This is a genomic window from Citrobacter sp. RHBSTW-00986, assembly GCF_013783065.1.
GTDB classification, from domain to species: Bacteria; Pseudomonadota; Gammaproteobacteria; order Enterobacterales; family Enterobacteriaceae; genus Citrobacter; species Citrobacter braakii.
This window is the reverse complement of sequence record NZ_CP056200.1, coordinates 4,060,975-4,074,927: the sequence shown is the minus strand read 5'-3', so window position 1 is coordinate 4,074,927 and position 13,953 is coordinate 4,060,975. Positions and strand designations below refer to the sequence as shown.

Below are 13,953 nucleotides of genomic sequence, written 5' to 3'. Positions count from 1 at the left end.
AATTAGGTTTCCCGGCCGGAGGAATTCCGACCGGAAGGGTTATTTCAGATTTTTTTTGATTATTTTTCCTGAACAATTGCGCGGCAGGTCGGTTCTTATCTCCATAAAAGAAGGAACCTTGAATTTCGCCATATTGTTTTCGCAGAAGCTGAAGAACTCAGCTTCGCTTAATGTTTCGCCCTCATTAAGGACGACAAAAGCTTTAATGGCTTCATCACGGATCGAGTCTTTAATACCGACAACCACAATGTCCTGAATTTTCGGATGCGCAGAAATAATATTTTCCAGCTCGACGCAGGAGACATTTTCCCCACCGCGTTTAATCATGTTGCAGCGTCTGTCGACGAAATAAAAAAAACCGTCCGCATCCTGGTAACCCGAATCACCGGTATGTAACCACCCTTCAGGTTCCAGCGCTTTGGCAGTAGCGTCGGGTTGCGCGTAGTACTCTTTGAAGATTGTTTTTCCCGGCACGCCTTTAATGCAGATTTCGCCAATTTCTCCGGCGGGCAGGGGACGGTTGTGATCGTCACGGATTTCGGCTTCATAGCTAAAACCCACGCGACCAATAGAGGGCCAGCGCCGTTTGTCTCCGGGGCGATCGCCAATAATGCCTACGATGGTTTCGGTCATACCGTAGGAGGTCAGTAGTCTGACGCCAAAGCGGTCGATAAAGGCATCTTTTTCCTGTTCGGATAAATTGAGATAGAACATCACTTCGCGCAGGTGATGCTGTCTGTCCGTTGGGGCTGCGGGTTGGACCATCAGCGTTCTGATCATCATCGGGATGCATTCGGTGACCGTCGCCTGATATCTACGCACCTGATCCCAGAACGCCCTGGCGCTGTACTTCTCCACCAGCACAAAGGTGCTGCCTGCGGAGAAGGCGGCCATGGCAGCCGTACACTGACAGTCGATATGAAAAGCGGGCATCACCGTCATATAGACGTCATCATCGCGCAGAGCGATTTGCCAGGAGGTGTAGTAGCCCGCAAAGCGCAGGTTGTAGTGGGTAATCACCACCCCTTTAGGCCGCGAGGTGGTGCCTGAGGTAAACAGAATTTCCGCCGTATCGTCAGTGGATAACGCAGGCGTATAGCACAGATTAGTCGACTGGCGGGCTTGCAGTTGGGTAAAGTGGCTCACGCCGTCGTCAACCGGAAGCTGCTCGCCAATCAGACAGATATGATTAAGCGGAGTGGTATTTTCCAGCCGTATCTGGCGGTACATAGGATAAAACTCGGCACTGGTGACCAGCAGGCTCACCTGGCTGTTTTGCAGGATCCAGGCGCTCTCTTCGCCCAGCAAGCGGGCATTAATCGGCACCATAATGGCACCAATTTTTGCCAGTCCAAACCAGCAAAAGATAAATTCCGGACAGTTATCCAGATGCAATGCGACCTTGTCGCCCTTGCGGATCCCTAAGGAATGGAAAAGGTTCGCCGTGCGGTTTATCTCTTCATTGAGCGAGGCATAGCTATACTGCCGAACGATTCCTTCGCAGGATTCGAAAATTAACGCCGTTTTATCTCCGTACACCCCGGCCAGGTCGTCCCACATCTGACGTAAGTTTTGTCCGCCAACGATATCCATAATGCTTTATCCACTGAAATCAGGCGTGAGCGCTAACCAACCAGCAGGTCAGCGCGTCGCGTTTATTCCTCAACTCTGGCCAGGCCTTTGCCGACCAGCTCATTTATGTCTGCTTCGCTATAACCAATGTTTTTCAGAATGGCGGCGGTATCCATGCCGTGTGACGGCATGCCACGCCAGATTTTCCCCGGGTTGTTTTTAAATTTCGGCATGATGTTCGGCCCTTTGCAGGTGCGGCCGTCCATCGTTTGCCACTGAGTAATGGATTCACGGGCAACGTACTGCGGGTTGCCTTCCAGTTCAGGAATGGTCAGTACCTTCGCGCAGGCGATATTCAGCTCAGCAAAGCGCGCCTGGACTTCGGCGATAGTGTGCGTTGCCAGCCAGGCATCCAGTTTCTCTTCCACGAGCGGGCCGTAAGGGCATTCCACGCGATGGATAAGCTGGGTACCTTCCGGGACTTCCGGTGTGCCAAGAATGTGGGCGAGGCCAATATCATTGAAGCACTCGTTGATTTGCGTGATGCCGACCAGCTCCATGACGATATAGCCATCGGCGCATTTATAGAGACCGCAGCCAGCGTAATACGGGTCTTTGCCTTTGGTCATGCGTGGACAAATTTCGCCGCCGTTGAAGTAGTCCATCATGAAGTACTGACCCATACGCAGCATCACTTCGTACATGGCGATATCAATGCTTTCACCCTTACCCGTTTCGCGTACTTTGTGCAGGGCTGCCAGCGCTGCTGTCGTCGCGGTCATCCCGGAGAAATAATCGGCGGTGTACGGGAAGGCAGGCATCGGCTGATCAACATCACCGTTTTGGATCAGATAGCCGCTGAACGCCTGTGCGATGGTGTTATATGCCGGAAGATTGGTGTACTCCTCGGTACCAAACTGGCCGAAGCCGGAAAGGTGGGCGATAACCAGTTTCGGGTTATGTTCCCACAGCACGTCATCGGTAATGCCGCGGCGAGCAAAGGCCGGGCCTTTACTGGCTTCAATGAAAATATCGGTGGTTTCCATGAGCTTCAGAAACGCTTCCCGGCCTTCATCTTTGAAAATATTCAGCGACAGGGCGTGCAGGTTGCGGCGTGAGAGCTGTGGATAGTTAGGTTGCACGCGGATGGTATCGGCCCATGCGACGTTTTCAATCCAGATAACCTCAGCACCCCATTCGGCGAACATCTGTCCGGCGAACGGGCCGGCAATTTCGATCCCTGAAAAAACCACGCGTACCCCGGCAAGTGGGCCAAAGGTTGGCATTGGTAAATGATTCATAATTTTGCTCCTGGCATTTTTTGTAGGCCCGGTAGGCGCAGCGCCACCGGGCATGTTGCCGGATGGCGGCGTAAACGCCTTATCCGGCCTACGAATCGTGCTGAATTAGCGGTATTGCTTGAGTACCGCACGACCCAACGTCAGGATCTGCATTTCATCAGAGCCACCAGAAACACGGTCAACGCGCAGATCGCGCCAGAAACGCGTGATGCGATGGTTACCCGCGATACCTACACCGCCCAGCACCTGCATGGCGGTATCGACCACTTCAAACGCAGCGTTGGCGCAGAAGTATTTGCACATTGCCGCATCGCCCGAAGTGATGGTGCCGTTATCCGCTTTCCATGCCGCTTCAAGCAGCATGTTTTTCATGGAATTCAGTTTGATCGCCATATGCGCGAACTTCTCCTGAATCAGCTGGAAGCGGCCGATCGTTTCGCCAAACTGCACGCGCTGATTGGCGTAGCGCGCGGCGTCTTCAAAAGCGCACATTGCCGTACCGTAGTTGGTCAGCGCGACAAGGAAACGTTCATGATCGAACTCTTCTTTCACGCGGTTGAAACCATTACCTTCCCGACCGAACATGTCTTTCTCGTCCAGTTCAACGTCGTCAAAGGTGATTTCACAGCAGCTATCCATGCGCAGACCGAGTTTCTCCAGCTTGTTGACCTTGATACCCGCTTTGCTCATGTCAACGAACCACTCGGTGTAAACAGGTTTATCCGGCGATGCACCATCTCTCGCCATAACCACGATGTACGGGGTATAGGCACTACTGGTGATAAAGCACTTACTGCCATTAAGATAAACCTTACCATTTTTACGTGTATAAGTGGTTTTCAGGCTGCCAACATCCGATCCCGCTCCCGGTTCGGTGATTGCTGAGTTCCACATCTGCTTACCGGTGCCCTGGAACGCCATGATTTTATCAATCTGCTCTTGGGTACCTTCACGCAGAAAAGTGTTAAAACCGCCCGGCAATTGGTACAACACGTAAGTTGGCGCACCAAGACGACCCAGCTCCATCCAGACTGCAGCGACGGTAACAAAACCCGCTTCCAGACCACCGTGTTCTTCCGGGATCAACAGACTATCAATGCCCATATCCGCCAGCGCTTTTACAAAACGCTCAGGGTAGACGCTGTCACGATCGCACTCGGCAAAATAAGCTTCCCAGTTCTCACTGGCCATCAGTTCACGAATACCGGCGACAAACAGCTCCTGCTCGTCATTTAAGTTGAAATCCATCTTTCAGCCTCTTGATCAATTGGGTTAATAAGAATTACTTGTCTTTCCAGTGCACTTTGGCGTCTTTAATAAAGGACAGCGTCACCATGATGTTGACGAAGAACAGCGGACATCCTCCGGCGATAATCGCGGTCTGAATCGGCTTCAGCCCACCCAGCGCCAGCAGAACGATACCGATGATGCCGACCAGAACGGACCAGCCGATACGCACTAACAGCGGCGGTTCTTCACCATCGCGGACTTCACGACAGGTGGACATCGCCAGGGTGTAAGAGCAGGCGTTAATCAGCGTCACGGTGGCAATAAAGCAGAGGATGAAGAAGCCCCACATGGTGGCGGTGCTGAGCGGTAGAGCAGCCCAAGTTTCGATAATGGCGCGCGCCACACCGTGTTGTTCAATCAGCTGCGGGATATTGAGAACGTTTTTATCCATCAGCAGCAGCGTGTTGCTGCCAAGGACTGTCCACAGGATCCAGGTCGACGCGGTCAGGCCCAGCACCATCCCGAAGCACAGTTCACGGACGGTACGACCACGCGAAATACGGGCCAGGAAGATACTCATCTGGATGGCGTAAATGACCCACCACGCCCAGTAGAAGACGGTCCAGCCCTGTGGGAAGCCGCCTTTACCTATGGCATCGGTATAGAACAGCATCCGCGGCAGATACATCAACAGCATGCCGACGGAGTCGGTGAAGTAGTTCATGATGAAGCTGGCGCCGCTGACGATAAACACCCAGCCCAGCATCAGGAAGCTCAGATAGCTACGCACGTCGCTGGCGATCTTGACCCCTTTTTGCAGGCCGCAGGCCACGCAAATGGCGTTCAATATGATCCAGCAGGTAATGATGATTGCGTCGAGTTGCAGCGTATGCGGAATACCGAACAGATACTGCATGCACTCGGTTACCAGCGGAGTGGCCAGACCGAGGCTGGTACCCATCGCGAAGATCAGCGCCACCAGATAGAAGTTATCGACGATGGTGCCGAACAGCCCTTTCGCATGCTTCTCGCCCACCAACGGTACCAGCGTGGAGCTGGGACGGATGACGTCCATCTTGCGCACAAAGAAGAAGTAGGCGAAAGCCACAGAAAGGAAACTGTAGGTTGCCCACGGCAACGGTCCCCAGTGGAACAGGCTGTACGCCAGGCCCAGCTCTTTCGCAGCCGTAGAGTTAGGCGCGAGAGCAAACGGCGGGGTGGAGATGTAGTAGTAGATCTCGATGGAACCCCAGAACAGCACCGCGGCGGATGTACAGGAAGCGAACATCATAAAAATCCAGCTGGTGGTACTAAACTCTGGTTTTTCGTCGCCTAATTTCTTTTTGGCATACGGGCCAAAGACCAACCAGAACCAGCCGAAGAGCATGACGACCATATACCATTCAAATGCCCAGCCCCAGACATTGGTGACATAACTGAATACCGCATTAATAACGACGTTAGCGGCATCGAGATCTCTTACAGTTAGCCAACAAAGTATCCCAACTATTATTAATGGCGGAAAAAAACCTTCGGTTCAATTCCCGATTTTCTCTTTTCATTTTTCATAAGTGAATTCCAGTGTGAAAACGAAACTTATTTAGCGTGCCCGTGCTTGATCGTTTGTTTATTTATTATTAATGATTTGTTGATAACTTTTTAACCTCTGGGAGCGCCTCAGTGAGTAACCCATAATGAGTATTCATATCGGGTGGTTCTGTTATCTTCGTCACACTTTTTTATGCTGAGTAATTCGCTTAAAAATTTGATATTTTTTGTTTTTAATCAATTAGTTGGTTGTGGTTTTTTAACTTTTTTAAGTGACTGGCGTTCAATATTGTTGAACCCGCAGACAATATTGAAAATTTTCATATTTGACGTGATTCTTTCAATATTGGTGAGGTGCATAACACTATTGAAAGTTACGAATTTCAATGTGTGACATTTTCAATATTGGTGATTAAGGTTTTATTTCCGAATTAAAGAGCGTGATATCTGTATTTAACACTGCCGATATAAATACGTTTCCTTCATGATTTCTGGAGATGCAATGAAGATAATTACTTGCTACAAATGCGTACCTGATGAACAGGATATTGCGATTAATAATGCTGATGGTTCACTCGATTTCAGCAAAGCGGATGGCAAAATAAGCCAGTATGATCTGAATGCGATCGAAGCGGCTTGTCAGTTGAAACAACAGTCAGGAGAGGCCCAGGTTGTGGCCATGAGCGTCGGCGGCAAAGCGCTGACCAATGCAAAAGGGCGAAAAGATGTGCTTTCCCGTGGCCCAGATGAACTGATTGTTGTTATTGACGAGCAATTTGAGCAGGCGCTGCCACAACAAACTGCCAGCGCGCTGGCTGCCGCCGCGCAAAAAGCAGGTTTCGATCTGCTTATTTGCGGTGACGGTTCTTCCGATCTTTATGCTCAGCAGGTTGGTCTGCTGGTGGGCGAAGCGCTGAACATTCCGGCGATTAACGGCGTGAGTAAAATCCTCTCTCTTACTGACAGCACTTTGACGGTAGAGCGTGAACTGGAAGATGAAGTCGAAACTCTGAGCATTCCGCTTCCGGCGGTGATCGCGGTCTCAACGGACATCAATACCCCACAAATCCCTTCGATGAAAGCCATTCTTGGCGCGGCGAAAAAACCGGTTCAGGTCTGGTCGCCGGCAGACATTGGCCTGAACAGCGCGCAGGCATATTCCGAACAACACGTTGCTGCACCGAAGCAGCGCGAGCGTCAGCGCGTTGTAATTGAAGGTGACGGTGAAGAACAGATTGCCGCATTTGTCGAGAATCTTCGCAAAATCATTTAATTATCAGGGGATGTTATGAACAAATTTTCCAGTATCTGGGTATTCAGCGATACCCCTTCTCGTCTGCCGGAACTGATGAATGGTGCGCAGGCTTTAGGTGAAAAAGTTAACACGTTTGTGCTGAGTGAAGAGGACTGCGCGACGGCATGCCATTTAGGCGCAGATGATGTCTGGTTACTCAGCGGCAAACCAGAAGAGCGTATGGTCGAAGACTACGCTGATGTGATGGCCGAAACTATTCGTCAGCACAGCGAGGGCGGGGCGGTGCTGCTGCCAAATACGCGTCGCGGCAAGCTGTTAGCGGCAAAACTGGGTTTTCGCTTGTCGGCAGCGGTCTCAAATGACGCCAGTGCAGTCGCCGTGCAGGACGGAAAAGCGGCGGTAAAACATATGGTCTACGGCGGCCTGGCGATGGGGGCAGAAACAATCGCTTCGCCGTTCGCCGTGATAACGCTAAGCAGTGGAACGTTTGACGCGCAGCAACCGGATACCGCCCGCAGTAGCGAGGTGCACACCGTATCATGGCAGGCTCCGGCTGTAGCCGTTACTCGTACGGCAACTCAGGCACGTCAGAGCAACAGCGTCGACCTCGACAAAGCCCGTCTGGTGGTCAGCGTGGGACGCGGGATCGGCAGCAAAGAAAATATCTCGCTGGCGGAGGCGCTGTGCCAGACGATTGGTGCCGAGCTGGCGTGCTCCCGTCCGGTGGCGGAAAACGAGAAGTGGATGGAGCACGAACGCTACGTCGGCATCTCCAACCTGATGCTCAAGCCGGAACTGTATCTGGCCGTGGGGATCTCCGGGCAGATCCAACATATGGTCGGCGCCAACGGCGCGCAGACGATTTTCGCCATCAACAAAGATAAAAATGCGCCGATCTTCCAGTATGCGGATTTTGGCATCGTTGGCGATGCGCTGAAGATCCTGCCTGCGCTGACGGCTGCTTTAGCGCGTTAAACCATTTCGGGCAGGATGCGAAGGTGTCCTGCCGCTGACAGGAGTACGTATGTCCGAAGATATCTTTGATGCCATCATCGTGGGTGCAGGTCTGGCGGGTTCGGTTGCGGCGCTGGTGCTGGCTCGGGAGGGCGCACAGGTGCTGGTTATCGAGCGCGGCAATTCTGCTGGCGCGAAGAATGTCACCGGTGGGCGCATGTATGCGCATAGCCTGGAGAACATCATTCCCGGCTTTGCTGAGCAGGCCCCCATTGAACGCATCATCACCCACGAAAAACTCGCCTTTATGACCGACAAAGGGGCGATGACCATCGACTATTGCAACGGCGAAGACGCCAAATCGTCGCAAGTTTCTTACTCTGTCTTACGCAGTAAATTTGACGCCTGGCTGATGGAACAGGCCGAAGAGGCGGGCGCTCAGCTCATCACCGGTATCCGCGTGGATAACGTTGTGCAGCGCGAGGGCAAAGTCGTGGGCGTGGAAGCCGATGGCGATATTCTGGAAGCCAAAGTGGTGATCCTTGCCGACGGAGTGAATTCTCTGTTGGCTGAAAAGTTGGGTATGGCAAAGCGCGTCGAGGCATCGCATGTTGCCGTCGGCGTAAAAGAGCTGATCGAGTTGCCGAAATCGGTAATTGAAGATCGTTTCCAGTTACAAGGGAACGAAGGGGCTGCCTGTCTGTTTGCCGGATCGCCCACCGATGGGTTGATGGGCGGTGGCTTTCTCTATACGAATGAAACGACCCTTTCTCTGGGACTGGTCTGCGGCCTTCATCATCTGAAAGATGCGAAAAAATCGGTTCCGCAAATGCTGGAAGATTTCAAACAGCATCCGGCGGTTGCCCCGCTGATCGCCGGTGGCAAGCTGGTGGAATATGCCGCGCACGTCGTACCGGAAGCCGGTATCAACATGCAGCCAGAACTGGTGGGGGACGGCGTACTGATTGCTGGTGACGCTGCCGGAATGTGTATGAACCTCGGCTTTACCATTCGCGGTATGGATCTCGCCATATCCGCAGGTGAAGCGGCGGCGAAAACGGTGCTTTCCGCAATGAAGCGCGACGATTTTAGCAAGCAGTCGCTGGAGGAATACCGTCAGCATCTGGACGAAGGCCCGATGCGCGATATGCGCATGTATCAAAAGCTACCCGCTTTTCTTGATAACCCACGCATGTTTACCGCTTATCCGGAAATGGCGGTCAGTATTGCGCGCGACCTGTTCACCGTGGATGGTTCGGCACCGGTGCCAATGCGTAAAAAAATCCTGCGCCATGCGAAGAAAGTGGGCTTCATCAACCTGATGAAAGATGGCCTGAAAGGAGTGACCGTATTATGACATCTCCCGTCAACGTGGACGTCAAACTGGGCGTCAATAAGTTCAATGTGGATGAAGACAGTCCGCATATCATTCTCAAAACCGATCCTGATAAACAGGTGCTGGAGGTGCTGATTAAGGCCTGTCCGGCTGGCCTGTATAAAAAGCAGGATGACGGTAGCGTACGTTTTGATTATGCCGGATGCCTGGAATGCGGAACGTGCCGCATTCTCGGACTGGATACAGCGCTGGAAAAATGGGAATACCCGCGTGGGACGTTTGGCGTGGAGTTCCGCTACGGCTAAACCTGGTGCCGGATGGCGGCTTCGCCTTATCCGGCCTACAGGAACAATGCGTAGGCCTGATAAGCGTAACGTCATCAGGCATTAAGTTAAAATAAAACAGGACATAACCATGCAGCAGCCCAGGAACTTTGATGACATCAAATTCACCTCTATTCACCGCCGGATAATGCTGTGGGGAAGCGGTGGGCCGTTTCTGGATGGTTATGTGCTGGTGATGATTGGCGTGGCACTGGAACAGCTCACGCCAGCATTGAAACTGGATGCGCAGTGGATTGGTCTGCTGGGCGCCGGTACGCTCGCGGGTCTGTTTGTGGGGACGTCGCTGTTTGGCTACATTTCCGACAAGGTCGGGCGGCGCAAAATGTTCATTATCGATATTATCGCCATTGGCGTGATATCGGCGGCAACCATGTTTGTCTCCTCGCCCGTTGAGTTGTTGGTAATGCGCGTGCTGATCGGCATTGTGATTGGTGCCGACTACCCGATCGCCACCTCGATGATCACCGAGTTCTCCAATACCCGCCAGCGCGCTTTCTCCATCGGTTTTATCGCCGCTATGTGGTATGTCGGCGCCACCTGTGCCGATCTGGTCGGCTACTGGTTGTATGATGTTGAGGGCGGATGGCGCTGGATGTTGGGCAGCGCGGTGATCCCCTGCATTTTGATCCTGATTGGGCGTTTCGATCTTCCTGAATCGCCGCGCTGGCTGCTGCGTAAAGGTCGGGTGAAAGAATGTGAGGAGATGATGATCAAACTGTTCGGCGAACCGGTGGTGTTCGACGAAGAAGCGCCGCAGGAGACGCGCTTTCTTCAGCTATTTAATCGCCGTCATTTCCCGTTTGTACTGTTTGTCGCCGCTATCTGGACTTGTCAGGTGATCCCGATGTTTGCCATTTATACCTTTGGTCCGCAGATTGTGGGGCTACTGGGGCTTGGTGCCGGGAAAAGCGCCGCGTTGGGAAATGTGGTAATCAGCTTGTGCTTTATGTTGGGATGCATTCCTCCCATGTTCTGGCTTAATAGCGCGGGCCGACGACCGCTGTTAATTGGCAGCTTCATTATGATGACGCTGGCGCTGGCCGTGCTGGGGTTAATCCCTGATATGGGCGCGTGGCTGGTGGTGCTGGCGTTTGCCGTATACGCATTTTTCTCTGGGGGACCAGGAAACCTGCAATGGCTATACCCTAACGAACTGTTTCCCACCGATATTCGTGCGTCAGCCGTCGGGGTGATTATGTCCTTAAGCCGTATCGGCACCATTGTTTCAACCTGGGCGCTGCCAGTGTTCATCACCAAATACGGGATCAGTAATGTCATGTTGATGGGGGCGGGAATTTCGCTGATCGGCCTGCTCGTGTCCATCGCTTTCGCCCCGGAAACGCGAGGTCTGACGCTGGCGCAAACCAGCCAAATGACGATCCGCAGTAAACCCGTGACCAGGACGGGTTATTAGGAGTGTTCTGTATTTTCCCTGCAACTCAGTCAGTTAGCCTACAGTTAACGGGTATATCACTGAAAACGACTGAAAAGCAGGGAGAACACCATGCAAAAACATATTCTGATCACCTCTATTTTTACCGCAGCAGCACTGTTCACCGTTGCCGGTTGCTCCTCGAACCAGGCGGTTAAAACGACCGATGGCAAAACAATCGTGACCGACGGCAAACCGCAAGTCGATGATGATACAGGCCTGGTGTCGTACAAAAATGCGCAAACGGGTAAGACGGAACAAATTAACCGCGATCAGGTTAAAGATATGAGCGAACTGGATAACTAGTTCAGTTTTCTCCATTCAACCACTCAATAATATTGACTGTTAGCCTGCGGATTAACTGACTAAACTCACTGTTATTACAATAATGCAGTGAAACAGGCTAATCATGATCCTCATCATTTATGCGCATCCCTATCCGCAGCACTCACATGCGAATAAGCGGATGCTTGAACAGGCAAGGATGCTGGAGGGCGTGGAGATCCGCTCGCTCTACCAGCTCTACCCCGACTTCAATATCGATATTGCCGCTGAACAGGATGCGCTGGCGCGCGCTGATTTGATTATCTGGCAGCATCCTATGCAATGGTATAGCACACCTCCCTTACTCAAGCTGTGGATGGATAAGGTCCTTTCGCACGGTTGGGCATATGGCCACGGCGGGACTGCGCTCCACGGTAAACATCTGCTGTGGGCAGTGACGACCGGCGGCGGCGAAAACCACTTTGATATTGGCTCCCATCCCGGATTTGATGTGCTTTCCCAGCCCTTACAGGCAACGGCGCTCTACTGTGGCCTCAAATGGCTGCCGCCGTTTGCGATGCACTGTACGTTTATCTGTGATGATGAAACTCTGCAGGCGCAGGCGCGTCATTACAAACAGCGTCTGTTGGAGTGGCAGGAGGTTCATCATGGATAACCATACGCTAATACAGGCGCTGATTTATCTCGGATCGGCGGCGCTGATTGTCCCCATTGCCGTGCGACTGGGGCTAGGATCAGTGCTGGGGTATCTCATCGCAGGGTGCATTATTGGACCATGGGGTCTGAGGATGGTGACCGACGCTGAATCAATCCTGCATTTTGCCGAGATTGGCGTGGTGTTGATGCTGTTTGTCATCGGTCTGGAGCTGGATCCGCAACGTTTGTGGAAACTGCGGGCCTCGGTGTTCGGTGGTGGTGCGCTGCAGATGGTGGTATGCGGCGGTCTGATTGGTTTGTTCTGTATGTTCCTCGGCCTGCGCTGGCAGGTAGCGGAACTGATCGGCATGACGCTGGCGCTTTCCTCCACGGCTATTGCTATGCAGGCGATGAATGAAAGGAACCTGATGGTTTCGCAAATGGGACGCAGCGCGTTTGCCGTGCTGTTGTTCCAGGATATCGCCGCTATTCCTCTGGTGGCGATGATCCCATTACTTGCGGCGAGCGGCGCATCGACAACGCTTGGGGCGTTTGCGCTCTCCGCCCTTAAAGTGGCGAGCGCCCTAGTGCTGGTGGTGTTGCTGGGGCGTTATGTGACGCGTCCGGCCTTGCGTTTTGTCGCTCGCTCTGGCCTGCGGGAAGTATTCAGTGCCGTTGCGCTGTTCCTCGTTTTTGGCTTCGGTCTGTTGTTGGAAGAGGTTGGACTGTCGATGGCGATGGGGGCGTTCTTGGCTGGCGTGCTGCTGGCAAGCTCTGAGTATCGTCACGCGCTGGAAAGCGATATCGAGCCATTTAAAGGGCTGCTGCTGGGACTGTTTTTCATCGGCGTCGGGATGTCTATCGACTTTGGTACGCTGATTGATAATCCCTTGCGCATTATCATTCTGTTGGTCGGTTTCCTGGTTATCAAAACCGTCATGCTGTGGCTGATAGCGAAACCCTTACAGGTGCCGAACAAGCAGCGCAGATGGTTTGCCGTGTTATTAGGGCAGGGCAGTGAGTTTGCCTTCGTGGTGTTTGGCGCGGCGCAAATGGCAAACGTGCTTGATCCTGATTGGGCGAAATCTCTGACGCTGGCGGTGGCGCTGTCGATGGCGGCGACGCCGATTTTACTGGTAATTCTGACGCGTCTGGAAAAATCGGCGACCGGTGAAGAGCGGGAAGCAGATGAAATCGACGAGGAACAACCTCGTGTGATCATTGCCGGGTTTGGGCGATTTGGTCAGATAACCGGTCGTCTGTTGTTGTCAAGCGGGGTCAAAATGGTGGTTCTTGATCATGACCCGGACCATATCGAAACGCTGCGTAAATTCGGCATGAAGGTTTTCTATGGCGATGCGACGCGGATGGATCTGCTGGAGTCTGCCGGGGCAGCTAAAGCTGAAGTTATTATTAACGCCATTGACGATCCGCAAACCAGCCTGCAACTGACCGAAATGGTGAAACAGTATTTCCCGCATCTGCAAATTATTGCCCGTGCGCGCGACGTGGATCATTACATTCGCCTGCGCCAGGCTGGCGTGGAGATGCCGGAACGTGAAACCTTTGAGGGCGCGCTGAAGACCGGACGTCTGGCACTGGAAGGTCTTGGGCTTGGACGCTATGAAGCGCGTGAGCGGGCCGATGTATTCCGCCGCTTCAACACGCTGATGGTTGAGGAGATGGTGAAAGGAGAAAATGACGCAACGTCCCGCGCGGCGGTATATAAACGCACCAGCGAAATGCTGAGTGAAATTATTGCGGAAGATCGTCAGCACTTATCATTAATTCAACGCCATGGCTGGCAAGGCACGGATGAAGGTAAGCATACGGGCGACGTCGCCGATGAGCCGGAAGTGAAACCGTCAGCATAGGGTAAAAAATGTGATGTTCTGCAAACTTTACTGCTAATTGGCTGTTTTTGAACTACTGTAATGCTGGCGTACCACCTTAAATAGGTCGGTTCGCCAGCAGAACGGAAAATTTTCATGCTCATCCTCTTTCCGCCAGTCGACGAAAGATTGCGCTTTCCGTATAGTGGCGACAATTTTTTTGTATCC

11 protein-coding genes and 1 pseudogene are annotated in these 13,953 nt (G+C 52.7%); 8 read left to right on the top strand and 4 right to left on the bottom strand.

The annotated features are described in order from the left end of the window. Positions 1-39: 39 nt before the first annotated feature. The 4 genes and pseudogenes from caiC to caiT form a co-directional block, all read right to left on the bottom strand. A complete protein-coding gene (gene caiC / locus HV345_RS19720; protein WP_047358346.1) occupies positions 40-1,593 on the bottom strand; it encodes a crotonobetaine/carnitine-CoA ligase in 1,554 nt (517 codons plus the stop codon). A 62-nt stretch (positions 1,594-1,655) separates the two neighbouring features. After that, positions 1,656-2,873: an L-carnitine CoA-transferase gene (caiB, locus tag HV345_RS19715; RefSeq protein WP_016155668.1), complete on the bottom strand. Its 1,218-nt coding sequence runs from the start codon at positions 2,871-2,873 to the stop codon at positions 1,656-1,658. 105 nt (positions 2,874-2,978) lie between these two features. Continuing rightward, on the bottom strand, positions 2,979-4,121 hold the full coding sequence (gene caiA, locus HV345_RS19710) for a crotonobetainyl-CoA dehydrogenase (protein ID WP_003018898.1): 1,143 nt from the start codon (positions 4,119-4,121) through the stop codon (positions 2,979-2,981). 34 nt (positions 4,122-4,155) lie between these two features. Beyond that, positions 4,156-5,672, bottom strand: a pseudogene (caiT, locus tag HV345_RS19705) (L-carnitine/gamma-butyrobetaine antiporter). 481 nt (positions 5,673-6,153) lie between these two features. Here caiT and HV345_RS19700 point away from each other — a divergent pair. From HV345_RS19700 to kefC, 8 genes are all read left to right on the top strand, one after another. Next, positions 6,154-6,924, top strand: a complete 771-nt coding sequence (locus HV345_RS19700) for an electron transfer flavoprotein FixA (protein WP_047417242.1) — start codon at positions 6,154-6,156, stop codon at positions 6,922-6,924. Positions 6,925-6,939: 15 nt separating this feature from the next. Continuing rightward, on the top strand, positions 6,940-7,881 hold the full coding sequence (locus HV345_RS19695; protein ID WP_181635955.1) for an electron transfer flavoprotein subunit alpha/FixB family protein: 942 nt from the start codon (positions 6,940-6,942) through the stop codon (positions 7,879-7,881). Between the two features lie 49 nt (positions 7,882-7,930). After that, positions 7,931-9,217, top strand: a complete 1,287-nt coding sequence (locus tag HV345_RS19690) for an FAD-dependent oxidoreductase (protein WP_016151658.1) — start codon at positions 7,931-7,933, stop codon at positions 9,215-9,217. Next, entirely contained in the window at positions 9,214-9,501 is a 288-nt protein-coding gene (gene fixX, locus HV345_RS19685) for a ferredoxin-like protein FixX (protein ID WP_000203738.1), read from the top strand. The genes HV345_RS19690 and fixX overlap by 4 nt, the downstream gene beginning before the upstream one ends. Before the next feature lie 109 nt (positions 9,502-9,610). Then, entirely contained in the window at positions 9,611-10,954 is a 1,344-nt protein-coding gene (locus HV345_RS19680; protein WP_016151659.1) for an MFS transporter, read from the top strand. A gap of 90 nt (positions 10,955-11,044) precedes the next feature. After that, complete coding sequence (locus tag HV345_RS19675; protein ID WP_003018880.1) at positions 11,045-11,278, top strand: YgdI/YgdR family lipoprotein; 234 nt, start codon at positions 11,045-11,047, stop codon at positions 11,276-11,278. A gap of 103 nt (positions 11,279-11,381) precedes the next feature. Then, entirely contained in the window at positions 11,382-11,912 is a 531-nt protein-coding gene (gene kefF / locus HV345_RS19670; protein ID WP_016151660.1) for a glutathione-regulated potassium-efflux system oxidoreductase KefF, read from the top strand. Further along, complete coding sequence (kefC, locus tag HV345_RS19665) at positions 11,905-13,767, top strand: glutathione-regulated potassium-efflux system protein KefC (RefSeq protein ID WP_016151661.1); 1,863 nt, start codon at positions 11,905-11,907, stop codon at positions 13,765-13,767. The genes kefF and kefC overlap by 8 nt, the downstream gene beginning before the upstream one ends. Positions 13,768-13,953: the final 186 nt, after the last annotated feature.